15 protein-coding genes are annotated in these 25,699 nt (G+C 46.0%); 13 read left to right on the top strand and 2 right to left on the bottom strand.

What is annotated here, in order from left to right:
* Positions 1–143: 143 nt before the first annotated feature.
* From AB4Z30_RS06895 to AB4Z30_RS06880, 4 genes are all read left to right on the top strand, one after another.
* On the top strand, positions 144–1,607 hold the full coding sequence (locus tag AB4Z30_RS06895; RefSeq protein WP_441924629.1) for a PTS mannitol transporter subunit IICB: 1,464 nt from the start codon (positions 144–146) through the stop codon (positions 1,605–1,607).
* Between the two features lie 66 nt (positions 1,608–1,673).
* The gene (locus AB4Z30_RS06890) at positions 1,674–3,785 is read left to right on the top strand and encodes a BglG family transcription antiterminator (RefSeq protein ID WP_441924627.1); all 2,112 of its coding nucleotides are present in this window, start codon (positions 1,674–1,676) and stop codon (positions 3,783–3,785) included.
* 1 nt (position 3,786) lies between these two features.
* Entirely contained in the window at positions 3,787–4,221 is a 435-nt protein-coding gene (locus AB4Z30_RS06885) for a PTS sugar transporter subunit IIA (RefSeq protein WP_441924625.1), read from the top strand.
* Entirely contained in the window at positions 4,218–5,363 is a 1,146-nt protein-coding gene (locus AB4Z30_RS06880) for a mannitol-1-phosphate 5-dehydrogenase (protein WP_441924623.1), read from the top strand. Before AB4Z30_RS06885 ends, AB4Z30_RS06880 begins: the two co-directional genes overlap by 4 nt.
* A 301-nt stretch (positions 5,364–5,664) precedes the next feature.
* On the opposite strand, the gene AB4Z30_RS06875 is transcribed toward AB4Z30_RS06880, so the two are convergent.
* Entirely contained in the window at positions 5,665–5,895 is a 231-nt protein-coding gene (locus tag AB4Z30_RS06875) for a cysteine-rich CWC family protein (RefSeq protein WP_441924621.1), read from the bottom strand.
* A gap of 184 nt (positions 5,896–6,079) precedes the next feature.
* A complete protein-coding gene (locus tag AB4Z30_RS06870) occupies positions 6,080–8,137 on the bottom strand; it encodes an endonuclease MutS2 (RefSeq protein WP_441924619.1) in 2,058 nt (685 codons plus the stop codon).
* Between the two features lie 703 nt (positions 8,138–8,840).
* Between AB4Z30_RS06870 and AB4Z30_RS06865 the strand changes: the two genes are divergently transcribed.
* The 9 genes from AB4Z30_RS06865 to pulA all read left to right on the top strand — a co-directional run bounded on the left by AB4Z30_RS06865 (position 8,841) and on the right by pulA (position 25,452).
* Positions 8,841–11,177 carry a helix-turn-helix domain-containing protein gene (locus AB4Z30_RS06865; protein ID WP_441924617.1) on the top strand — a complete coding sequence of 779 codons (2,337 nt, stop codon included), beginning with the start codon at positions 8,841–8,843 and terminating at the stop codon, positions 11,175–11,177.
* 294 nt (positions 11,178–11,471) lie between these two features.
* On the top strand, positions 11,472–12,425 hold the full coding sequence (locus AB4Z30_RS06860; RefSeq protein WP_441924615.1) for an ABC transporter permease: 954 nt from the start codon (positions 11,472–11,474) through the stop codon (positions 12,423–12,425).
* Positions 12,426–12,470: 45 nt separating this feature from the next.
* Positions 12,471–13,343: a carbohydrate ABC transporter permease gene (locus AB4Z30_RS06855; protein WP_441924613.1), complete on the top strand. Its 873-nt coding sequence runs from the start codon at positions 12,471–12,473 to the stop codon at positions 13,341–13,343.
* Positions 13,344–13,480: 137 nt separating this feature from the next.
* Positions 13,481–14,980, top strand: a complete 1,500-nt coding sequence (locus tag AB4Z30_RS06850) for an extracellular solute-binding protein (RefSeq protein WP_441924611.1) — start codon at positions 13,481–13,483, stop codon at positions 14,978–14,980.
* A 23-nt stretch (positions 14,981–15,003) separates the two neighbouring features.
* Positions 15,004–16,107, top strand: a complete 1,104-nt coding sequence (locus tag AB4Z30_RS06845) for a glycoside hydrolase family 88/105 protein (protein ID WP_441924609.1) — start codon at positions 15,004–15,006, stop codon at positions 16,105–16,107.
* Positions 16,108–16,229: 122 nt separating this feature from the next.
* Positions 16,230–17,759 carry an extracellular solute-binding protein gene (locus tag AB4Z30_RS06840; RefSeq protein ID WP_441924607.1) on the top strand — a complete coding sequence of 510 codons (1,530 nt, stop codon included), beginning with the start codon at positions 16,230–16,232 and terminating at the stop codon, positions 17,757–17,759.
* Between the two features lie 359 nt (positions 17,760–18,118).
* Positions 18,119–19,393: an S-layer homology domain-containing protein gene (locus AB4Z30_RS06835; RefSeq protein ID WP_441924794.1), complete on the top strand. Its 1,275-nt coding sequence runs from the start codon at positions 18,119–18,121 to the stop codon at positions 19,391–19,393.
* A 522-nt stretch (positions 19,394–19,915) separates the two neighbouring features.
* Complete coding sequence (locus tag AB4Z30_RS06830; protein ID WP_441924605.1) at positions 19,916–23,092, top strand: DUF5704 domain-containing protein; 3,177 nt, start codon at positions 19,916–19,918, stop codon at positions 23,090–23,092.
* A gap of 179 nt (positions 23,093–23,271) precedes the next feature.
* Positions 23,272–25,452, top strand: a complete 2,181-nt coding sequence (gene pulA, locus AB4Z30_RS06825; protein WP_441924603.1) for a type I pullulanase — start codon at positions 23,272–23,274, stop codon at positions 25,450–25,452.
* Positions 25,453–25,699: the final 247 nt, after the last annotated feature.

Genomic DNA, 25,699 nt, shown 5'->3' with positions numbered 1-25,699 from the left:
ATCCAATGTTGTCATCAATGTTCATGACGAAAGTACGCTTTCATTTGATTGAACAGGAAGGGTTTCTCGCTTAGGATTACAGCAGGGGATCAATGATACCCCTTTCATACGAAATAATGACTTGATTCAAGGAGGATAAACCAATGAGTAATTTGGATCAAACATCCAATTCCAAAGGTGGGTTACGTGTTGGTGTGCAACGCTTCGGACGATTCCTGAGCGGTATGGTCATGCCTAATATGGGGGCATTTATTGCTTGGGGATTAATTACAGCGATGTTTATTAAAACAGGATGGTTTCCGAATGCGACAATAGAGCAGCTTGTAGGTCCAATGATTACTTATTTACTGCCGCTCTTGATCGGTTACACCGGGGGGACGATGGTGCATGGCACACGTGGTGGTGTCGTCGGGGCAATTATGACCATCGGTGCCATTGTCGGAACGGATATACCAATGTTCCTCGGGGCCATGATTGCGGGGCCTTTCGGTGCATGGGTCATCAAGAAGTTCGATAAATCCATTGAGGGTAAGATCAGAGCTGGTTTTGAGATGCTGGTCAACAATTTCTCGGCAGGAATCATCGGCGGTATTTTGAGCATCATTGCTCTGCTCGGTATCGGGCCGGCAGTAGAGGCCATTAGTAAAGTGTTGTCTGCTGGCGTACAGGGTTTGATGAACCTGGGCTTGCTACCACTCGTCAATCTGATCATTGAACCGGGTAAAGTATTGTTCCTGAACAATGCCATTAACCATGGGATCTTAACACCAATTGCAACAGATCAGGCAAGAGAATTAGGTAAATCCGTTCTTTACATGCTTGAGTCTAACCCGGGACCGGGACTAGGTATTTTGCTCGCTTACTGTTTCTTCGGTCGTGGAATGGCGAGATCATCTGCACCTGGTGCGGTGGTCATTCATTTCTTTGGCGGGATTCATGAGATTTACTTCCCTTACATTCTAATGAGACCCATTCTGATTCTGGCAGCCATAGCCGGCGGTGTAGCGGGTACATTAACGTTCATGCTAACTGGCGCAGGACTGGTATCGGCACCATCACCAGGCAGTATCATTGCCTATTTCCTGCTGACACCCAAAGGTGGATATATTCCAATGCTTGCCGGGGTTATCGTGGCAGCGGTGGTTTCCTTCCTGATTGCCTCTCTGCTCCTCAAAACCGGCAAACAGAAGGAAGAAGATCTGGAAGCGGCCTCCAGCCGAATGAAAGATATGAAGAGCCAGGGCAATACAGCAAATGCAGCCATCACAGCGGATAACTATGAAGCGAACAGAGTAGCAGATATCGCAACTTCCGTTGCATCCAAGGCAAAAGCAGATGTGAAAAAGATTGTTTTCTCCTGTGATGCAGGTATGGGTTCGAGTGCAATGGGTGCTTCGATTCTGCGCAAAAAAATGAAAACCGAAGGAATTGACGTTGCTGTAACCAACACAGCAATTAGTGAAATTCCGCAAGATGCAGACGTTGTTATTACGCAAAAAACACTAACGGATCGTGCACGTTCAGTAGCACCAAATGCAGAGCATATATCCATTGACAACTTCCTAAAAAGCCCGGAATACGATGCGCTTGTTGAACGTTTGAAGTAAAAGGGAGCAGACTGCGAACCAGCTTCAAATAAGGGCAGCCGTTTTCCCAGAGCCGGAGGCTGAGATATGAGTATTACCAAAAGACAACGTGAAATCGTGGAATTCCTGTTGGAGCATCCCCATGAAATCACGGCGGGTGAAATTGCGGTTGAAGTAAAAGTGAGTACACGTACCGTGCATCGTGAGCTGTTGATGATCGAACAGTGGCTTGAACCGCTTGGTATGCGATTGGAAAAAAAGTCGGGAACCGGAATACGTATTGATTCCGGTTCAGATGACCTCAGTGCATTACGCCAGAAACTGGAGGGTAATGAATATGTAGAGTTTACGCCTGAAGAGCGTAAGCTCTTCATGCTTTGCATCCTGCTGGATGAAGCTGAACCGGTTAAACTGCTCGCTCTCGCTTCGGATCTGAAAGTGACCGTTTCGACGGCCACCACCGATCTGGACGATCTGGAATCACGTATTCGGCAGGCGGGTCTGAAGCTTGTTCGAAGGCGAGGCTATGGTGTCAAAATTACCGGAAGTGAAGCGATTCATCGCAGAGCCATTGCAGCGCTTGCTTTGGAAGTGCTAGATGAGTCGGATCTCTTTGGTAGACAGCCTGAGCAAGGAGGTTCCATCGTTAATCAAAAATTGCTCAGCATGATCGGTCACAGCGATGTGCTTACCATTGAAAATGCATTGTGGCAGCCGGATATCGAATGGCTTGAAAAGATACCCGAACGGCAGTACATGAAATTGCTCATTCAGTTATCGGCTGCTGTGGTTCGGATACGTAAAGGTTTTAATATAGAACGTTCTTCGTCAGGTGCTAAAACGGCTGAAGGCACTGAAATCGTGGCGGTGCAGCATGAACAGAGAGTGCCAGCTTTCATGGCTTCGCGACTCTGTAGCGTCCTATCCTCACAGCTTGAAGTCAGCTTCTCGGATGAGGAGCAAGCCTATTTTCACCAATTGCTTACGGAGACAGAGCAGCAGATTCATTCTTCACGACTGCTCCCGATCGATGATCTGATTCTGATGGACAGAGTGCATTCACTTACGGACCAGATGCAACAAAGAACAGGTTATACCTTTCATGAAGACCGTTTGCTACGGGAAGGATTAATTGCACATATGGTGCCGGTTATGGAGCGACTTGAAGGGCATCAGATGATACGTAATCCACTGCTGCAACAGATTCGCAAGGATTATGACACCCTTTTCGAACAGGTGAAAAGGTCCGTGTTAAAGGCTTGGCCCGGGGCGGAAGTTCCGGATGAGGAGATCGGTTTTCTAGTCATGCATTTTGGTGCATCCATTGAACGGTTACGAGCGCTGAAGCAGGAAATTCGAGCCATCGTTGTATGCAACAGTGGCATCGGCTCCTCGCGCATGTTATCCAGTCGGTTGTCCAAGGAGTTTCCGGAGATTCAGATTATAGACAGTGTCTCCTGGTACGAAGCCGCGCGAATGCCAACCGAAGAATATGATCTGGTGCTGTCTACGGTCGATTTACCGATGGAGGAAGATCAGTATTACAAGGTCAGTCCGCTATTGACAGCCGAAGAAAGTGAGCGCTTGCGACATTTTATTAAAAATACAACGTTACAGCGGCAGCAGCACCGCAAATCCCGTGACACAGGCAATGAGACAACTACTCGTAGGATCACCGATGCGGACGGAATGGAAGCAACATTGCTTGAAATTGTACGGATTATCGGTATGTTCCAGGTACATGCGATGGATAACACTCATCATGATTTTGCACAAAGTGTGCTTGGGATGTGTAAGGTTGCACATCGCTCAGGCATATTGAAAGACCCGGGCGAGGTTGCCAAGTTACTTGAGGTTCGTGAATCGATGGGCAGTCAGAAGATTCCCGGGACGCGGCTGGCTCTTTTCCATACACGAAGCGAGAGTATTTACAAGCCGTCCATCAATCTTTTTCAACTAGAGGAACCTCTGCTTCGAACCGTGGAGGACCCGGAAGGTGTCAGTCATGTATTACTGATGCTGGGGCCAAAGGAGCTGTCCAAGGAAAGCCTGGAGGTGCTCAGCGAGATTAGTGCACTGCTGCTGCAAGAAGAGATGATTACACTGCTGGGCAAAGGGAACAGGGATGAGATTATTCATTACCTGTCCCGTGAACTGGTTGGATTTTATCGCAGTAAAAATGAAATTGGAGGTCTATAACATGAGTATGTTAACAACAGATAAAGTCATCATGAATGCGACGGCTCAAGATAAATACGAAGCGATTCGTATGGCAGGACAGATTTTGAAAGATGCAGGCCATATCACTGCGGATTACATTGACAAAATGATTGAGCGTGAAGAGATCGTATCCACTTATGTCGGCAATGGACTAGCTATTCCGCATGGTACAAAAGAGTCCAAAGCTTTCATTCTCTCCACCGGAATTTCGGTGATTCAGTTCCCGCAGGGGGTTGATTTTGGAGAGGAAAAAGCTTACATGGTCATTGGCATCGCGGCACAGGGCGGCGAACATATGGAGATTTTAACGAGCATTGCGGTGATCTGTGCCGAAGAAGAAAATATGGAAGCACTGCGTTATGCGAAAACCGCTGAGGAAGTAATCACCATTCTAGAAAGTGAAATGGAGCTATGAAGGCCCTCCACTTTGGCGCAGGTAACATCGGACGCGGATTTATTGGCTTGATTCTGTCCCGTGCCGGATATGAAGTGACGTTCTCGGATGTAAATCAGGAATTGGTGAATGCTCTTCGGGAGCGTGGGGAGTACACCGTAGAGCTTGCCAATGAAAGCAAAGATCAAGAGAACGTAACCGGAGTAACAGCCGTTGATGGACGAGAGTTGCAGACGGTTGCTAAGGCCGTAGCGGAAGCTGATCTGGTTACAACCGCAGTTGGTGTAGGCGTGCTGAAGCATATTGCACCAGGAATTGCAGAAGGTCTGGAGCAAAGAAGACGTGCAGGTTCTGTACAAAAGCCGCTGCATATTATCGCTTGTGAAAATGCCATCGGTGGAAGCGCACAGCTGAAAGAGCATGTGTATGCTTTGCTGGATGAGCAGACTCGCACGTTTGCTGATGAATATGTTTACTTTCCAAATTCAGCCGTAGACCGGATTGTCCCCATCCAGAATCATGAAGACTTGCTGCATGTTCAGGTGGAGCCTTTTTATGAGTGGGTAGTGGATCGCTCTCAGATGGCGCCTGCATTCAAACCAATGGATGGTGTCGTTTATGTGGATGATCTGGAACCGTATATTGAGCGCAAATTGTTTACTGTAAATACAGGACACTGCGTTGCGGCATATATCGGTTATGTGCACGGGTATGATACCATTCAGAAGGCCATTGCTGATGAAAAAGTAAAATCCATTGTATACGGGGCATTGCAGGAAACGGGTCAGCTGCTGGTAAAACGCTTTGGCTTCAACCCGGAAGAGCATGAGCAGTATATTGTGAAAATATTGGGACGGTTTGTTAATCCTTATCTGACCGATGAGGTAACCCGTGTGGGGCGTTCGCCACTGCGCAAGCTCTCCCCGAATGATCGTCTCGTGCGCCCGGCGCTTCTGGCGCATGCGGAAAACATGCCGGTGACACATCTCGCCATGGGCATGGCGGCGGCCTGCAAGTTTGATGTGTCTGATGATCCTGAAGCGATAGAGCTGCAAAGCATGATTCGCGAAAAAGGCGTCGCAGCAGCACTATCACACTGTACTGGTATGGATGAGAACCATCCGGTACTGGTGGAGGCAGTGAAGCAGTACCGTCACATGTAATTGGTTAGTATAACAGTATCGAAGTCTGGCAAAGTATATTGAAGTCTAGCGGGGGACACCACTAAGGCTGGGCGTTAGCAAGATTCTCTATCGGTTTATACAGAAATATAGATGAAAATATAGATACTAAATTGTAATTACGAACTTAATACTCAAATATAAAGAAACCATTCCTTCAAATTAATGATGCAGTTCCATTTGAGAGGGAATGGTTTCTTTTATTTTTCGATCCCAGTTACATTTGGCTCTTCATATCGCTTTTAGCGAATAAGAGCTGATTGAGCTGGTTATAGCAAAATAGTTACTCGGGCTCACGTACATAGTTCTCCAAACATTGCTGACAAATGCATGACTTGCCGCGTTGCTCGGCTGGAATACGCTCAAACACACCTTCGGGAAAGGAGGCATGGCCGCACCAACATTCCGAATGTGGTTTACCTTCAGCATAGGCACAACCGTTGCTTTCTCCACAAAGTGGACATATCAGAGCATTGAGCGATTGGCTAGGAGTGCTGTCCTGTTGATCAGACATTGCCTATCTCCCTCCTTTTCATTGTTAAACAATCCGGGCAATGACCTTTTGTTGATTTCAGTATAACAAATACATTAGTTTTGCTCCCACCTTTTATAATCGTGACTTGCTCCGTCTGCACCGCAAGTACTCGTAAGAGGGTAACGTATGCACAGTTTGATTTTTTAAATGCATGGGCGTGCCTTTATTTTTCCGGTGGTAGCTCAATTTGTAATCCCTCTACATGTTTGCGCCCCATAAGTTTGCGTTTTTTGCGGTTTTCTTTGCTTTCCAACACAATGTCGAGATCATAATTGCCTGGATACAACTCATCAGCAGAGATGTGCAGACGCAGACGTTTCTTATGAATTTTTAGTTTGCGTCCTCGAATCATGACTCCGATCTGTCCGCGGTTGTCCTCTTCTTCACTTACTATGCCTGCCTGATCCAGATAGGCGACGTAGACGCGGTCTCCTTTACGAAAAGCACGTACTGGTTCTGGTGCCGGATCGGAGACGGAAGCCTTATCGTTTGAAGAGTTAGTCTCATTTGGGACGGCCTTACGCACATCTTGTTCTATAGATTCAGTGTGTTCCATAGAGACAGACAAGGTAGCGTCGCGATGTTCACTATCTGTTTGTGATTGCGGTTCTTCTGCAACATCTTGCAACTTGTTCTTCGTGAGAGCTTCACTCACAACAGACTTGGATCGATCGATGATATGTTTGGGCATACCCAGCTTCAGCGCGATGGAATATGCATAACTTTCACCAGCTTCCCCGATTCGAAGTTGATATAAAGGCTGGAGAGAGACGGTATCAAACTCCATACGTGCATTTTCAAATCCAGATGTGGCTGAGGCAAAATGTTTAATTTCCCCGAAATGTGTTGTAGCCACAACGGTTGCTCCGCAGCGATGCAATTCCTCCAGCATGGCTATGGAGAGTCCCACACCTTCACCAGGATCTGTGCCTGACGCCATTTCGTCAATAAGCACAAGCGTGGAAGGATTTGCCTGATCCAGGATGGTAATCATATTCCGAATATGTGCCGAGAATGTGCTGAGTGCCTGTTCAAGACTCTGACCATCGCCGATATCCACTGCGATCTGTTCATACACAGCCATCTCACCTCCCTCATGCACAGGAACAAGCAGTCCGGATTGCATCATCAGCGTTAATAGCCCCAGTGTCTTGAGTGCGACGGTTTTGCCGCCTGTGTTCGGACCTGTAATGATGAGGGACGAGTAAGTGTATCCGATGGAAAAATCAAGCGGGATCATTGACGGCCCCATCAGCGGGTGTCTCGCTCGTTGCAGGTTAACTCTACCGTTGCTGTTAACGCGTACGGATCGCCCGTCTATAGCTGCTGCATATTTTGCTTTGGCAAATAGGAAGTCCAAGACACCAACGGTTTCCGTATTTAAGGCAATCTCTCGGCTGTAAGACTCGGTTAGATCAGTTAGGTCGCCAAGAATTTTCATCTCTTCTCTGGATTCCTCTGCCTGTAATGAAATAAGTTCCATCTGTAGACCTGTCAGCTCGGCAGGTTCGATATAGACGGTTTGGCCGCTCCCTGATTCGTCAAGTACACTGCCTTTGACATGTTTGCGGAATTCTTTTTTGATGGGCAGTACAGTTCTCCCATTTCGCTGACTCACGACTTGCTCCTGCATTATCGAACGGTGTTTGCTAACCAGAGAATCCAGCTTGCGTTTCATGCGTTCCTCGTTCACACTCATTTTTTTTCGAATGCGAACAAGTTCCTTGCTCGCTTGATCCTGAATGCGACCACTGTGGATACAGCGTTCGATCTCGCTTCGCAAGGATTCCATAAGGATCATGGAGGATGCATAACGACTAACGATGGGAGCAACGCCAGATTTGCTATCCATATACTTCATTAGTTGTGCGCAGCTGCGGAGAAACTGAGCAAGATGGCTAAAGTCACGTTCACTGAACAGATACCCGGTACCGAGCAGGTCGATGATGGTCTCCATTCCTTCCAGCGAAGGAATAGGCACACTCGCTCCGAAACGGACAAGAGCTGTTGCTTCTGCGGTTTCGTCCAGGCGCATCTGAATCAGATGTGCATCAGTCATTGGTTTAAGTTCCCGGGCGTATCGCTTGCCCAGATAGGAAAGGGCGCAGTCTGCAATGTTTTTCTGAATATGATGGAAGCCAAGACTGGTCAGAGTTTGTTCGTTTGAACTCTTGATATTTGCCGTCATGTTATGGTTATCAGGGTTGGTATTAATGTTCATTACTAAATCTCTCCTTCATGTAAAATGTTTTTGTTGTGCTTATATAAATTGAGCTATTCATTTACACGGAAACGAAGAGGACAGAAAAGACCTGGAGAAGCGGAGCGTTCGCCTTTATCATCAGATTTTATCCTTTCTAAAAGGGAATCAAGAAAATCTGGGGATAACAGCGATTGGAAGGTTATTCTGTCATCGGAGTGCATGTGTGAATAATCTTTAGTTCAATTTATATAGTCAAAAATATTCCTCATGGAAAACACAAAAAGGGCGGAGAATGAACAAACGTCATTCTCCGCCCTGAACGTATGGGAAAGCAAAGTCCAATTAGGGTCTGAACAAAAAAATCCGCGCTGAACACAGCGCGGAAATAGACCCGGACATAGGCAATCCCGGAGGCGATGTTTGATTCCGCTGTTCTTAACTAAGTACAGGGTTCTGGCGCATCATGAAACACACGTATGCCATAACGGCAAAAGTGTCACAAGAGGCCAAACTCCTGAATATGAAACTTGATTAGTTAAGAACGCTCACCGACATCAAAATCTCTCCTTCGACCTGAGGAATATACAAGTAATATAAACTGGAAATCAATGCAAGTCAACAAATCTGAATAAAGAGGTGGACTTGATTATGAATGGGTTTTAAAATAACAATAGTAATTTAATCCAATGTAAGCGATTTTATTAAAAGGGAGATGCTCTTCTTGCCTAAATATCTACTGCGTCTGCTCTGCTTTACGATGATTCTTGGGGCCTTGCCAGTCATTGTGATTGGTTCCGTCTCGTATACGATTGCTTCCCGTGATATTGAACAGAAAGTTCGCGAGAGTAATCTTCAGATACTACATCAGACTCAGATGCGAGTGGAACAAGTATTGCGAAGTTTACAATTGTCCTCGATCCAATACGTTAATTCACCACTGGTGCTACGGGCAATGAAGCAACCGCTGGATAGTAGTGAATTTCAGGAAATTCGTGATTTGACATCCGGTTTCAACAATCTGCAGGCGGTCACAAGTATTGATCAGGCTTACCTTGTAAATCTGGAAAAAGACTGGGTCGTATCGATGCGTTCATTCGGCAAAATCAATGATTTCAGCATTCGAGATCGAATCGGAACTTATCTTACATACACCAACAGTTTGTTCTGGGTGACTCAGAATAAAAGTTCCTCCAAAGAGAGTGTACCTGTATCTGCTGGCATGGGTGAGGCTTTAACGGAACAGGCCCCTAGCTTGATCTCTTCGGATAATGTAGTCAGCATGGTTTTTAAAATTCCGATGGTGCCCACAAATGTGAAACCAAAAGGATTTCTTGTCATCGATATTGCGGATGCAGAGCTGAGCAGCTTTTTGAGCCGGAATCCGAATTCAGGTGATTTGTACGTCCTGGATAAAGACCAGAAGTACTTTCTGAATGACACGAATTATGGGAATAAATACGATCTGTTAAACCAAGATATTCAGGAGAAGGTTCAGACAACGGGGGAAGCACAAGGTTTTTACAGTGCAGAAGTGGATGGCAAACCCGTAGCCGTCAGCTACAGGCAGTCTCCGCTAAATGGCTGGTTATACGTATCAGTCGTGTCACTTGGACAGATTACTGCCCAGTCGCAAAAGATTGCAGTGGTGACCGGGGTGGCAACATTAATTATGTTATTGGTGACAGGGCTCGTGGCCATATACGGTAGCCAGCGTATGTATTCACCGATCTCAAGACTGCTGCAATTTACGAAAGGTCTGGATTCGCCGCTACCTCCTGCAGGACGCCGTCAGGATGAATTTATCTATATTGAGGAACGCTTGTCTACCCTGTTCAGTTCGGAGAAAACGATGCGTGAGCAGATGAAGGGGCAGCATGTGCATCTTCAGGAGTTTTTTATGACCAAACTGCTGACCGGCAAAATATCGGAAGAGGATTTCAGATATCAGGGCGAATTGTATGATTTCCCGACGGGGTGGTCGCATCTGGGTGTGCTTATGCTTCAGATTGATACGCTTGAAGGCACGAGATATGAAGAACAGGATCGGGATTTGCTGTTGTTTGCAGTCAACAATATGGTTGGTGAACTGCTACCTTCCGAAATCCGGTTTACACCGGTCATGCTCGATGATGCGCAGGTTACCGTGCTTGCTTCTGAACTGAATGATGAGATGCAGCTGAAGGAATGGATGCATACACAGGCCGATTGGATTCGTGAACGGGTTGTAACCTATCTGAATCTGCCGGTAAGCATAGGTATTAGCCGGACTTATTCCAGCATTGGAGATACGCCTAGAGCCTATCAGGAGAGCAAGGAAGCGTTGCAAGGCAGAGTCAGCTTGGGGAGTCGAATTATTTTACATTATGAGGATATCCAACCAAGAGGTCAGATGGAAGCTGCACTGTATACGCAGTTACGAATGATTGAAGATCAATTGGCTTCAGCGCTCAAACAGGGAGACGAAGAAAAAACAGATATCTATTTTACACAATATTTAGGATTACTGGCGGATAAAAAACTACATTTCAGCGAATATCCGGTCATCATGGTACAGTTATTGTCACGGGTATACCAACTTGTGCAAGAGCAGGGCGGAGATGTGGCAGAAGTACTTGGTGAGAAAGCTTCCATGGGATACTTGCTGAAATTATCTACACTGGACGAGATGACGGGTTGGTTCCGCAAGCGATTGTTTCTGCCTGTGATTCGTTTTTGGAAGGAACGGGAGGAGTCGCAATATATGAATATCGCCCGCCGGATGATTCGACTGATCGAGGAAAGGTATGATCGAGACTTATCGCTGGAGGCTTGTGCCGAGGAATTGAACTTTCATCCTGTCTATCTAAGCCGGGTCTTCAAGAAGGAAGCGGGCGTTAATTTTACAGAATATCTTGCAGAGTACCGCATGGAAAAAGCCAAAACATGGCTACAGACGACAGATTTGAAAATATCGGAAATCGCCGAAAAATTAAATTACACGAACCCGACAGCTTTTATCCGTACATTTCGCAAAATAACTGGAACAACTCCCGGCAAGTACAGGGAGCAGCAACGATAGAGAACAAGGCCTGCTCTGCCCACCATGGCAGGCAGGCTTTTTGCATTCAATTTACGGTTGTTCAAGGCGCAGTAGCAGCTTGTAAGCCAGAGTTAAACCAGGAACATTCAGGTTGAAAGTAGTTCATTTCGTGTTTAACCAGCAATTCCAATAACGCTACAACCCGTGATACATAAGGAAAAACAAGAGGCTAAAACGAGACGATAGCCAGTGATTCGATTATCCGCCACAATGGAGACATGAATTCAGGAAGTGATCTTTTGTAATCGTTTCCAACGTGGGGAGGAAGACACTATGAAAGCCGAAACGGCGGCTCGGACACGGCCCGCTACCCGCAGTGACAAAAACCTGCTGTGGAGGGATATCATCAAAAACCGGTGGCTGTACATTATGCTGATTCCGGGAGTGCTTTACTTTGTTATCTTCAAATACATACCGATGTATGGCATTACGATGGCTTTTCAGGATTACACGCCGTACAAAGGCATCCTGGGAAGCGATTGGGTAGGCTTCAAGCACTTCCAGCGTTTCTTTGGTGAACCGCAGTTCTGGACATTATTTAGAAATACATTTTTGCTTGCAATTTACAATCTGGTTTTCTTTTTTCCATTGCCGATCGTGCTGGCTTTGATGATGAATGAGGTTCGGCGTGAGCGATTCAAACGTTTTGTACAGACATTGGTTTACGTTCCCCATTTTGTTTCTTGGGTTGTTGTGGTAGGTGTGTTCTACATGCTGTTTACGACAGAAGGTGGTGCAATCAACGAACTGCTCTATAACCTCACGGGACAAAAGATTGCTTTCCTGCTTGAACCAGGATGGTTCCGTACGATGATCGTAGGACAATCCATCTGGAAAGAGGTAGGATGGGGTACTATTATCTTCCTGGCTGCACTCTCTGGTGTAGACACACAGCTCTACGAGGCTGCTCGTATTGACGGGGCCAACCGCTGGCGTCAAACGTGGCACATTACATTGCCGGCGATTCGTAGTACCATCATCATTTTGCTGATTCTGCGTCTGGGTCACTTCCTGGATACAGGCTTCGAACAAATCTTCCTGATGCTGACACCTACCAACCGTGACGTGGGCGAGGTATTTGATACCTACGTTTACACGAAGGGGCTTACCCAGGCACAGTACAGTTATAGTGCTGCTGTCGGATTGTTTAAGTCGGTTGTCGGACTGGCGCTAGTGCTTGGTGCCAACACGTTAGCCAAAAAATTCGGGGAGGAAGGCGTCTATTGATGCACACAAGCAGACGCTCTTCATCAGACAGGAGTGAACATTCAGATGCAACAGGATAAAACATGGGGCAATCGGATCTTTGATTTTGTGAATCATGGCTTGCTGTTCTTGATTGGTATCGTAACCGTAATCCCGTTCATTTATATTTTGGCTGTCTCGTTTACTAGCCCGCATGAAGTGGCTAAGGGCGGATTCATTCTTTTTCCAAAAGAATTCTCATTGGCAGCCTACCGATACATTTTTTCCACGGATACATTGATTCGCAGTCTCGGTGTATCGATCTATATTACCGTTGTTGGTACACTGATTAACTTGTTATTTACATCACTTATGGCTTATCCGTTATCTAGAAAGTATTTGCGCGGACGCCAGCCGATTCTGCTGGGTGTATTGTTCACAATGCTGTTCAGCGGAGGGATGATTCCCACCTACTTTGTCGTAAAATCCCTGCATCTAACCGATACACTCTGGTCTTTGATGCTGCCAACAGCAATCAGTGCGTTCAACCTGATCGTACTCAAAAACTTCTTCCAAGCCATCCCGGATGAGTTGGAGGATGCAGCCAAAATCGATGGATGTAACGACGTTAGTGTTTTGTTCCGCATTGTGTTGCCGCTGTCGATGCCAGCGATGGCTACCTTTTCACTCTTTTATGCCGTGGCACACTGGAACAGTTTCTTCAGTGCCGTCATCTACATCAACGATAGTGAAAAGTGGCCGGTACAGGTGTGGCTGCGTGAAATTGTCATTTTGGCACAGAGCCGAATCGGAGATACGAGCATTGAAGAAACGGAAATTCAGCCGCTTACGATTCGCATGGCCGTTATCGTATTCTCGACTATTCCGATTATGCTGGTCTACCCATTCCTGCAAAAGCATTTTGCCAAGGGAGTGATGCTCGGTTCGGTAAAAGGTTGATCCGTGTAGCATTTGGTGTGAACCGTATTACTGAATTGTGAACATCGTTCCATGATTGAGATTGCAGATGTGAAAAGTTATAAGGTTGTTAGATTTTAAAGCTGTGACTGTATATCAAAAAGGGAGGTTTTCATTAAATGGAGGCAACAAAAAAGAAAGCCGTAGCTGTTCTAAGTACACTGGCTCTGGTGACCGGTTTGCTGGCAGGATGCGGATCAGATGAGGGTAAGGCTGCTGAAGGCGGCGTGCAGAATGTATCTATCGCTATTGCGCAGGTGGGTGATGTGCCCAGCAAGGGAAATGATGTACAGAAAAAAATCGAAGAGTACACAAATACCAAGCTCGACATTCAGTGGATTCCGGCATCTGCGTACAATGACAAAATTAATGTCATGATTGCCTCCAGCGATATGCCGAAAATCGTAAAGGTGCAATATAACCCAACGGTAACGAATGCGATGCGGAATGACGTGTTCTGGGAAGTCGGACCATTGCTGAATGATTACAAAAACCTTTCTGCCCAAAATGGGCGTTTCTTTGACAACATCAAGGTTAACGGAAAAATTTACGGCGTGCCGGTATTCTCTGATATTGCACGGGCAACCGTTATTTACCGCAAGGATTGGTTCGACAAGTTAAATCTGAAAGTACCAACAACGCCGGATGAATGGTATGAAACGATCAAGACGTTGTCTACTTCCGACCCGGATGGCGATGGACAGGCGAATACGTTTGGATTGATGTTGTTCAAAAAGTATAACGAAGATCAGTATTCCTTTACGACTCGCCTTGGTGTAAGTTTTGGCGCACCGAACAAATGGAAGGTTGAGAGTGACGGCAGTTTCACACCAGAATTTATGACACCGGAATATATGCAGGTGCTGGATTTGCTGAAACGTTTGTATGAAGAGAAGTTACTGAATCAGGACTTCGCTGTATTTGATTCAACAGAAGCGGAGAAAAAGTATGATTCCGGCGTTGTAGGCATGCGTGTTGGTGTGGCACAGAACGGTAAAAGCCAGCAGGAACGTCTGTCCAAAAATAATCCGGACGGCGTCGTTGATATTGCCGGTCTGCTTGGGCCGAATGGTGACCGTGTAGCCGGCCAGACAGGAAACTCAGGCATTCTGGCTTTCCCGAAAGCAACAGTAAAATCGGAAGAAGAGCTGAAAGGCCTTCTCTCGTTCCTGGATAAACTGATGGACCCGGAGATGGCAACGCTGTTAATGCGTGGTATGGAAGGTAAACACTACACCAAAGTCGGAGACAACGAAGTGGAAATGAGTGATTTCGATGCCTTCCAGCGTGAAGTGAAGCCATATCGGGATAATTTCCCTTACGTTGATGGTTACAATGTACCTAAACTGAAGGACACCGAGCTTGGAGAAAAAGGAACAGCATTAGTGAAGGAATTGGCAGAACATGCTGTGCCAAACCCTGCTTTGACGTTGTATTCGCCAACTTATGGTGACCGCGGAGCGGATCTGGATCAGGTGATTGCTGATGCACAAACCAAGTATATTATGGGTAAGATTGATCAAAGCGGCTGGGAAAAAGAAATTGAGAATTGGGCTAAAGCAGGCGGAACCAAAATCCGTGAGGAATATGCTGAGGATTACAAAAAACAGGCTCAATAAGGAGCGAAACCGGAGGTTTGATCATGAAGGAAACATTACAACATACACCTATGCGCATGGCCGACCAGTTTATGGAAAGTTATCGCAGCCATGAGCTGTATGCGACTTGGCATTATGAGAACGGTTGTCTGCTCAAAGCACTGGAAGAACTCTATGCTCGTACAGGTGAACAGAGATATTTTGATTATATTCAGGAACTCATGGATCATTACATTCAGGAAGACGGGTCAATCCGTTCCTATACGGTTGAGGAATATAATCTGGATCAGATCAATCAGGGGAAATCGTTATTTTTCCTGCTGGAGAAAACGGGTCAGGAAAAGTATCGCAAAGCTTCTGAGCTGCTGATGACGCAACTGAAAGGACAACCGCGCACAAGTGAGGGCGGATTCTGGCACAAAAAGATCTATCCATTCCAAATGTGGCTGGATGGATTGTACATGGCTACACCTTATCTGACTCAATATGGAGCCGTGACTGGTGAAGAGAAGTGGTTCGACAAGGCTGCTCTGCAACTGCTGTTGGTGGAAGCGCGAACGCGTGATCCACGTAGCGGCTTGCTCTACCACGCATGGGACGAGAGCAAAGAGCAACGCTGGAGCTCCGGAGAGACAGGATGTTCACCACATGTCTGGAGCCGGGCTGTGGGTTGGTACGTGATGGCCGTTGTAGATACACTGGATTATTTACCAGTTGATCATGAGCAGCGCGGACAGATTATCGGTATTTTCGAACGGCTCGCAAATGCACTTGTCCATGTACAGGATCAGCAGACCGGATTGTGGCCGCATCTGCTGGATCAGCCAGGACGGGAGCGGAATTATCTGGAGGCATCGGGAACCTCAATGTTTGTGTACGCATTTGCTAAGGGCGTGCGTAAAGGGTACTTGAGCGGAAAGTTCAAAGCCATTGCCGAAAAAGGATACCAAGGTCTGCTGCAGCATTTGCTGCAAACCGATCAGGAGGGTGTGCTTTCCCTGACACAGTGCAATGGGGGGGCTGGCCTTGGAGGAACTCCGTATCGTGATGGGTCCTACGAGTATTATGTAACTGAATCGATTCGGATCAATGATCCAAAATCGGTTGCTCCGTTTATTTTGGCGGGGGTAGAGATGGAACTGGCATAATGCCGGTTCTTTTCTCCAAAGTGTTATGATAGCGCATACATTATGGGGTTGAAAGGCATCTACGATTGAGGAATGAGGGCAAGTTCGCTGAACAATAGGTTATCCAAAAGGAGAGATGGTTCATGAGTCCAAGAAGTCCAAAACGTTCAAAGCGTCCTATGTTTCGCGTGGGGAGCTTCGTTATTGTTGGTGCGATGTCTGCCGGTTTGCTGGTTGGATGTGGGGGAGAAAAAGCTCCAGCCGCTGGGGAAGGCAAAATGCCCATCTCCATTTCATTGATGCAAGTGGGTGATGTACCAACTAAGGACAATGCAATCGAGAAGAAGATTGAGGAATACACGAATACCGATGTAAACGTGCAGTGGATTCCGCAGTCGGCGTTCGACGACAAAGTCAATGTCATGGTGGCATCAGGGGAGATGCCAACGATTATGCGTGTCAATTATGTACCTACAACTTTTAATGCTGCCAAGACAGGATTGTTCTGGGAACTCGGGCCTTATCTGAAGGATTACAAAAACTTGTCCGCCCAGTCGGAGGCTCATTTTAATAACATCAAGATTGAAGGTAAGATCTACGGTATTCCGAATTTCCGGGATATCGGACGAACGGCAATCGTTTATCGGAAAGATTGGTTTGATAAGCTGAAGCTGGATATCCCGAAAAACCTGGATGATTGGTATGAGGTCATGCGTTCCATCCGTAAGGACGACCCGGACGGCAATGGCAAGGAAGATACGTATGGTGCGCTGTTATTCAAAAAGTATAACGAGGGTGTATCCTCGCCGCTGACCCGGATTGCTGTAAGTATTGGTGGAGTGAACAAATGGGGTGTGGACGATGCAGGTAAATTGACTCCAGAGTTCCTTACTACTGAATATGTGGATACGATGAAGTTGTTCAAGCGATTGTTTAATGAAGGACTGATTAATAGTGATTTCCCTGCACTGGACCCATCAGATGCGGACAAAAAAATGGATTCAGGTCTCGTTGGCATGAAACTGAATGGTGTCGCCCAGAACGGGAAATCGTCACAGCAGCGGCTTACACCCAACGCACCGGGTGGTGTCATTGATGTAGCGCCGTTCCAGGGGCCAGATGGCATTCGTATTGCAGGTGAGCCTGGAAACTACGGTATGCTTGTCATTCCGAAAGCATCTGTCATTGATGAAGAGCAACTCAAAAAGGTACTTACGTTCCTGGACCAACTAATGGACGAGGAACTCAGCATGCTGCAACTGCGTGGATTGCTCGATGTACATTATGCCAAGACCGCTGACGGTAAAACGGAACTGAAGGACTTTGATGCTTATCAGCGGGAGGTCAAACCATATCGTGATAATCTGCTGAGTGTTGAGGGGTACAATGTGCCTGAACTGGTTGATGTTCCTATTGGTATGAAAGGCACAAAAATGGCTCGGGAGAACGAACAATATGCGATTGCTAATCCTGCACTTACCCTCTCTTCTGTAATCTACACGGAGCGTGGTCAGGAACTGGATCAGATGATCTGGGATGCGCAGACCAAGTACATTATGGGCAAGATCGACGATGCTGGCTGGGAGCAAGAAATTGCTAATTGGAGAAAAGCAGGCGGTGACCAGCTGATCACTGAACTGGAAGCATCATATAAAGAATTGAACGGGAAATAAATGAGAGTGTAATAAAAAAAAGGTTGATTTCATGCAAAGGATGGGTTTATTCTATAAAAGAGTAGAAATTCCATAATTTAATAAGTGAGACCACACCTTAAAGAATAAGGCTATGAATCTGCGGATTCATGGCCTTTTTTTGTTTTTTTAGGATAAAGAGTAGGTCTCAAGGAGGGGGGATAGTCACCTTAGAATCATGGGGAGGTATGAAAATGATACCAAAATACCAGTTATACATGGTAGAATATTGATTATAATTCCAAATTTAGGTTTTTAATTTTGTTTAATAAGCATGTCAGTCGTTTGAGCAAATCAAATATCCCCATACTAAGGTACATAGGAGCGTGAACAGATTGAAGATGAAGCGAGTGGTTCAAGGGAAGAAGAAAAGAAGATTTGTTTATATGATGAGGTTCTTGACAGCAGCCATGATGGCAGGTACATGTTTTTCTCTTGGAATGGGGTCTGGGCAGTGGATAGCAGCGGCGAGTGCAGCTGGAGTGAACGACAGTGCACTCAGTCGATTCAGCGATATCAAAGGGCACTGGGCTCAGGCAACGATTGCCAAAGCATATGAGAAAAGATTGATTTCGGGCTACCAGGATGGGACATTTCGTCCAAATGGTAAGATAACTCGCGGGGAATATGCTGCAATTCTTGCTCGTGCGACCAGAATCGAGAACGTTCAGGGACAGGAACAGATTTCCTTCACTGATCTTCGGGGGCATTGGTCTGAACCAGCAGTGCGTCAACTGGTTGCACAAGGTTTTATTGACACTGGTGATTATGCAGGCGGCTTTAAGCCTAATACCGAGCTGACGCGTTATGAAATGATGAAGTGGATTGCAAACGGACTCAGTAAGTCGGACAGCAGTTTTCAAGATGCTTTTAATGATACGAAGAACACTTTACTGCCTACACCCGAAGTAAACCGCGGAACAATCCGTAATGAACAGATTCCGTATCTTGCTCTAGTGCGTGGAACAGGCATTGTAGGTGGATTTCAGGATGGTACATTAAAACCGGCAGATCCGACGACTCGGGCAGAGGTTTCCGCTATTTTGCTTCGCTACATGGACGTGGAAGGCACGAATGCTTCAAAGTACAGTGACCTGAACGAGATGCGAGAAGTGGGCACGACAGGTACGAATTTAACGACGATTAGTAATTATTTTTATACTAAAAAATCTGTTAAAGTGAGTGATATTTCTAAGGATGATATAGAACTGTCGAACAAATCTGGAGTATTGAATCTTCATAGATTTATAGTTGTAAAGGTTCAGGGTGGGAAACCAGAAGGGGTTTATAACAAACTTTTTGTTGAGCCAGATGTTCGAGTTGGAAACTATTATTTAACATTTGCTAACTTATCTTTCATTTCGAATACTGAAAAGACAGATTTAATCACTTATAGTGGTGGGTTAGATAGTGGGTTGTTGAGTTTCAGACGATTAGAGCTAGAGTTTGCTAAAAATAATGGATTCGTAACCATACCTGACAGTCCTAAAACTTTTATTACCAAAGGAAAGAAAGTTAGGTTTTGGACTAGATCAACTTTAGACTTTAAAAATGGAATTTATCATATCACCTCTAAAAATATAGGAGAATTGAAAATACAAAATATGTACTACTAGTGAGGTGATTTTATACCCATGAGGGGACGAATACGCTTTTCAGTATTCAAATATCTAAAAAAAGTATTTACATTATTAATTATAATCTATGGTCTAACAGGACAATTAAGTAATCAATATGTAAATGCTGTAGAACTTCCATATGGACCAAAATCAATGCAAAGCCCTGTTCTAAAAACTGTTCAATCTGCAAAGAGGATTGCTACTCCAGGCGTGTATTGGTATCAAATGGGTGATGGACGTTTTAGAGCTGATCATAGGGGTGGCCCAACGTATTCACCGAATGCTGGAAGTTGTTCGATCCCCTTCCCTGCTGTAAAAGAGGTACCTGATAGTGTTGATTTTTCTAATTGGCAAGCACGTTCTTGGCCTCAATATAACGGGAATGATTTAACATCCTCTAGTTTTAAAGAAATAAGGATTAGAAGCGTAGAATATAAAACTTCATCTGAGCAAAAAACTTATACTGGTTTGGGCACAACTCAAGTTACCCCTCCGAGTACGATTGTGGGAATTAGAACTTTGACAGGTGGAAAACACGAATGGACCACTAATGATCCTTTTGATAATGGTGGGAGAACAAGTGCTGGTTGTCCAAAACATAAAGTTGCCTATAATACTCCAATGGATGTCATTTGGGAGGGTGATCTAGAGGAAGAAAAAGAAATCGACGTTACACCTGATTCTACCCTCACAATTGGCCAGACCAAACAGATGGTAGCCAAAGTCAAGACAAAAGGCTATGGCTCCACAACATGGGGTCAAGGTGTTGATGTATCTGGCAGGGAGACAGAGATTAAATGGTTTTCTTCAGACGAAACGGTGGCTAGCGTTGAACTGAAGACAGGTATGTTAAAAGCGGAAAGTCCAGGAACGGTGACAATACGTGCAATCTGGAACAACGGCACATATCTTATTTCAGATACAGCTACGGTTAAGGTGACATCCGAGCCAGGACTCGTGGTGAATCTGCCGAATGCCTGTAAATCCAGCGCAAAACTCCTACAGGCAGAGGCGGTACTTACCAAATCGGATCGAAGTATTCATAAATTGACGATGCATCCCAAATTGACGTGGAGTAGTTCGAACTCTGCTGTGGCAACAATCGGTGCCGATGGCAAAATTACAACAAAAGGCATTGTGGGTACTACGATCATAAAAGCTCATTTCTTGGATACTACCCAGCGTATAGATGAGAAGGATGAACAGGAGCTTGAGGTCAAGGATTGCTCTAATGGTGGAGATGGAGGAGACACGGGCGGTGAAGATCCAGGAAACGATCCTGCGAATGCTTGTCCGGTGAGCATCAGTCCACCAAGTCGAGGCGCAGTACTTGAAGCTAAAGTGATGGATCCTTCGGTTCGAGCTATACTCAAAGCCGACATCCGGGGTGCTGAGAAGTTTGATGTGACAAGAGGTATCCCAACGTCGGAAGATCTGTATGCAAATGTTTTCGCCAAAGGGTATTTGTTTCAGCACCGATGGGTTAACATGACGGGCACAGTGACCTATGATGTTAAAGTCAAGAAGGTGTATCACAAAACGTGGACCATTCCAGGACGTCCATCTAGCGGCAAGGGGGATCCAGGCACACAACCAGAGCCCAAAGAACGTGATGTGCCAGGTGATCAATCCATGCGAGTAACAAGGGGTTATAGCTACTGGCAGATTGATAACTTGGAGGTCTACCAATTAAATGAAGCTAAAGTTTCTAACTATGCGCTTGGTGGTTACGGAGGTATGGTTACGCTAACACCAAATTCATACACACCTCCAACTTTACAATCCCTGACGGATACTGCTGTGCAGAGCCATGTCAAACCCTCGCCATGCCGTGAGATTGATCTGGGTACCCAGACTGTCCCGGGTGGTTCCACTGAACCGCCTACGCCAATGGAAACTTCACTTTTTCAAGCAGAAGCAGAATCGGTGGTTCAGGAGAATACGGTTAACAATGACAAAGTGATTTTTAATAATGAAACTATAATGGATGCTGGCCCAGTCCAGAAGGAAGCTCCTAGACCTGGAATGATTCCGCAACCTCATATGATCGGGGATGATGTGTTATATCAGAATAGATTAACTATTCAGAACACATTGATCAATAAAGCCGATCAGCCCACCACAGGTGAAGTGGCATACGGACTACTGCCTGAGAACGTAAACGGTGGACAAGATCAGCGGTTTGCAATTCCCGGAATCAATCCGGTCACGGTACATACACCTGTGGTTAACTATGCATGGGTGTCAGATGACCAGCCGCATAATCAGAAAACAACGCCAGATCCGACTCGATCGGCATTGATTCTGGAGCGTCCATTCCTGGTGCGCATCCCCACGTCAGGACAGCATCTGGATGCCTCTCGTTATCCGGGGTACGGAGATCGGGATTACGCCAAATATTTTCGCAGTAAACAGGTGCGTTTTCCGTTCGATGTCTACACAGATGGTAAAAGTAACTTTGTTCCAGCCAACAGCTGGATTGATATTCCGGTCAATCAGCTGGACACCTCTTTTGTGCTTCCTGTGTGGATTGATGAAGGAAAATATCAGATTGAGTTCCGTAACATGGCAGAAAATGCACCCTTGCCGTTTACAGAACAACCAGATGCCAACACAGATCTGACGCATCATGTTGCTGTGGATACGGTAGCTGTGGAGGTCATTGGGCGATTGTATGATTTTCGAATCACAGATATCGCGGACTATCATTGGGAGAAGGTGTTTCGTCAAAGACCAGGAAGTCCCGAGCCTACGGGCGTCAACTACTGGACAGGAACAAACGAAATTGATGGAGATCCGAGGGGGAACTTGGCTCCGTATGTTTTGCCGATTCGTCCAGGTAGCCATCCCGTGCAGGGATTCCGCAATGCTGCTGTGAAGACAGGTTACCACTTCAAATTTGATGTGAAGACGAAGGGCAATATGTTCGGTAAACAGGATGGTATCCGAATCACGCCAACTTTCTTTTTTGTAAGTAAAGACGGGACCAAGAGACAGGAAGTGGATCTGTACTATCATCGTGGACGAGAACAACTTATTCGTATTGGATCGGAACAAGACACGGAGAAACGTTATGTTATCCTGAACGCAAGGCTACGGAACGTACCTGGAACAGAACTCGGCGATACAGCGCGTTATCAGTACACTCATCAATGGACAGCGGAAGAGCGTAAATTGCATACGTTGGAACAGGCGATGGTTCGGTTCGTGACCCAGACTTCATTTCACAAAACCTGGACAGGACGTTACAACTGGATGATTCTTCCGTCACAAATTCGTACACTCATCGGCCCCAAAACTGATCTTCCTTCTGGTGTGGATGTATACCGGGCGAATGCCGCCATACAGCGCTGGTACGGAGAATATAGCTTACCGGCTGATGTATATGCTGTACCGAAAGACACAAATTTGGAGCGTCTGGCACGTGGAACTCTACTGGATGATAAGGCCCCTATATTCCTGCACGATGGGTATATCGTCGTGAATTTTAATCTGGAAACGTTACAAAATGGGAACGCATTTGCGCCTCATCTGCAATATATCCACGCACCATTAATGAATCAGTGGAAACTGGAGGGTTTTAACGCGAGTCCACTGGATGGTCAGGGAACAAGGCTGGTGAGGGACGGAGATGTGGTATGGTATCATGCCGATCAATCCAGCCGTGATGATTTTCAATCTCAGGTGCCTCATTAAAGAAGAGACTGGTTGGGAATTGAAAGTTTATTGAACATGTGAAGCAGAATTGATGAGTTTCCACATCACTTCTGCTTCTTTTTTTGTGAGCGCATTATGCTTGGCCCTAGGAACGGGTATAAAGGGTAAGGAGCACTTGTTTTTTTATACACACTACGCTCTGCGAAAGGGGAAAGGTTATGATTGACGATGTTCAGCAACAAGAGCAGACAGCCGGGGAATCGAGCACAGCCTCGGACTTGAATACATACGAAGAGGAGGATCTGGGTGTAACCCTTGGACCGGATTTCTGTTCATTCAAGGTTTGGGCTCCAAATGCGTTTCAAATGGAATTGCTCCTGTACCCACCCCTCACAGGTGGAAATCCCGATGACATCCCGAACTTATTGAAGCAGAGCACCATCCCAATGCATTTCGGTGAACAGGATGTGTGGGTTTTAGAAGTGGAAGGGGATTTACGAGGTTATCGTTATATGTTCAAGCCAACCTTTGCCGATGGAACTTCAACAATTGCGGTTGATCCTTACGCGCGAGCCGTAACCATGAATGGAGAAATGGGTGTCATCGTGGACATGGAAGAGACTCACCCTGAGGGCTGGCAACAGGATGAACGTCCCGATTTGAGTCATCCCACGGATGCTGTCCTGTATGAGGTACATATTCGGGATTTTTCCATTCATGCTTCTTCCGAGATTGCGAACAAAGGAAAGTACCTGGCTTTCACGGAGACCGGGCTTCGAGATGCGGTAGGCAATACGCTTGGAATGGATCATTTGGTTGAGCTAGGCATTACGCATGTACACCTGCTGCCTGTATTTGATTTTGCTACGGTAGACGAGTCGAATGTTGATGATGATCCCAAGGATGCTTCTAACTATAACTGGGGTTATGATCCGCTGCATTACAATGTGCCGGAAGGCTCCTATGCAACGCGTGCCGATGATCCTGAAACGCGAATCCGTGAATTCAAGTCGATGATTCTTGCGCTTCATCGTAAAGGGATAGGTGTCATTATGGATGTGGTGTACAATCATACATTTAATACAGCGGAGAGTTCTTTTGAAAAGCTGGTACCGGGATACTATTATCGTCAGCATGCCGATGGAACGTATAGCAATGGTTCAGGAACAGGCAATGAAGTGGCAACGGAAAGAGCCATGGTTCGCAAATTTATTATCGATTCGGTGCGTTTCTGGGCAGAGGAATATCATGTGGACGGGTTTCGCTTTGATCTGATGGGGCTGATCGATATTATCACCATGAAACAACTCGCATCTGAGCTTCATACTCAGGTATCCCCTTCCATTTTGTTATATGGTGAGCCTTGGGGGGCGATGGAATCTCCCTTGGGTGATGAGATGACATTGAAGGGAACACAGCGTGGAGCAGGATTTGCAGTGTTTAATGACAATTTTCGCGGTGTCATTAAAGGAGATAGTGATGGAGACGGCAAAGGATTTGCGACAGGTGAAGATGGGAAAGAAGCGGAGTTATGGACAGGCGTGCAAGGGGCTATTCATGATTTTACGGAAGGCCCCGCTGAGACCATTAATTATGTAACCGTGCATGACAATCTCAATTTGTGGGATAAGGTGGCGCGCACGCAAGGGTTACAAGATATGCTGGGTTTTCTGACGTATAACGAAGATGGGAATATCCGAGGGTTCGACAACGTGGAAGAAGCTGTTCAAGAGGCCAATCCTTATCTTCAGATCGATCCAGAGCATGTGCTAGAAAATGAAACCGTTAGACGCTGCCTTCTTGCAAACGGCATTGTGCTGACCTCACAGGGTATTCCGCTGATTGTAGCCGGAGATGAGTTACTGCGTAGCAAATACGGGGATGCCAACAGCCATGAGAGTGGAGATGTGGTCAACGCCATTCATTGGGACCAAAAACAGCGGTTCAAGCCGGTATTTGACTACTATCGAGGTCTGATTCGTCTGCGGCGGGAGCATCCTGCCTTTTGCCTGCGTACACGCGGAGCGATTGAGCAGCATATTCATCTATTGCACAAAGAAAAAGGACTGCTTGCATTCGAGCTGCAGGGGGCGGCTGTGGACGATACATGGCACCGGATTATAGTGATCTATAATGCTACCAAAGAATCTCAGGCGGTCTCCATTCCTTCAGGTACATGGGAAGTGGTTGTTGAAGATGGACAGGCTGGCGTGGATTCGCTTCGCACAATCGAGTCCACCGAGAAAATGGAGGACAGCAAAAACGTTCACACTAGGAAGACTCGGAACACCAATAACACCAATAACATCAAAAATAGCTCAGACAAGCAGGGGCATACCAACACCCAAGTACAGGTCCAAATGTTATCTATGACCGTATTGTTTTCGCAGTCATCTTGAAGAGAGTCCAGCTTGAACAGGGTGATTTAATATCGAATTGCGTTTAAAATCAGTACAATAATCAATAACGATGTGTAATGTGTATAAGTTGAACTATCCATTTACTCTTCAATGGAGAAAACAGAAAAGCCAAGGGATAACAATAAATGGAAGTTTATTCTGTCATGGAATCGGACTGTGTAAAATCTTTAGTTCAACTTATATAGTTAAAAAAGTCATATCGCCCACCACTCTCTTTGATATTAAA

The organism is Paenibacillus sp. 2TAF8, assembly GCF_052114825.1.
Classification (GTDB): Bacteria; Bacillota; Bacilli; order Paenibacillales; family Paenibacillaceae; genus Paenibacillus.
Note: the sequence above shows the minus strand (reverse complement) of the source record. Positions and strands in the feature narration are given on the sequence as shown.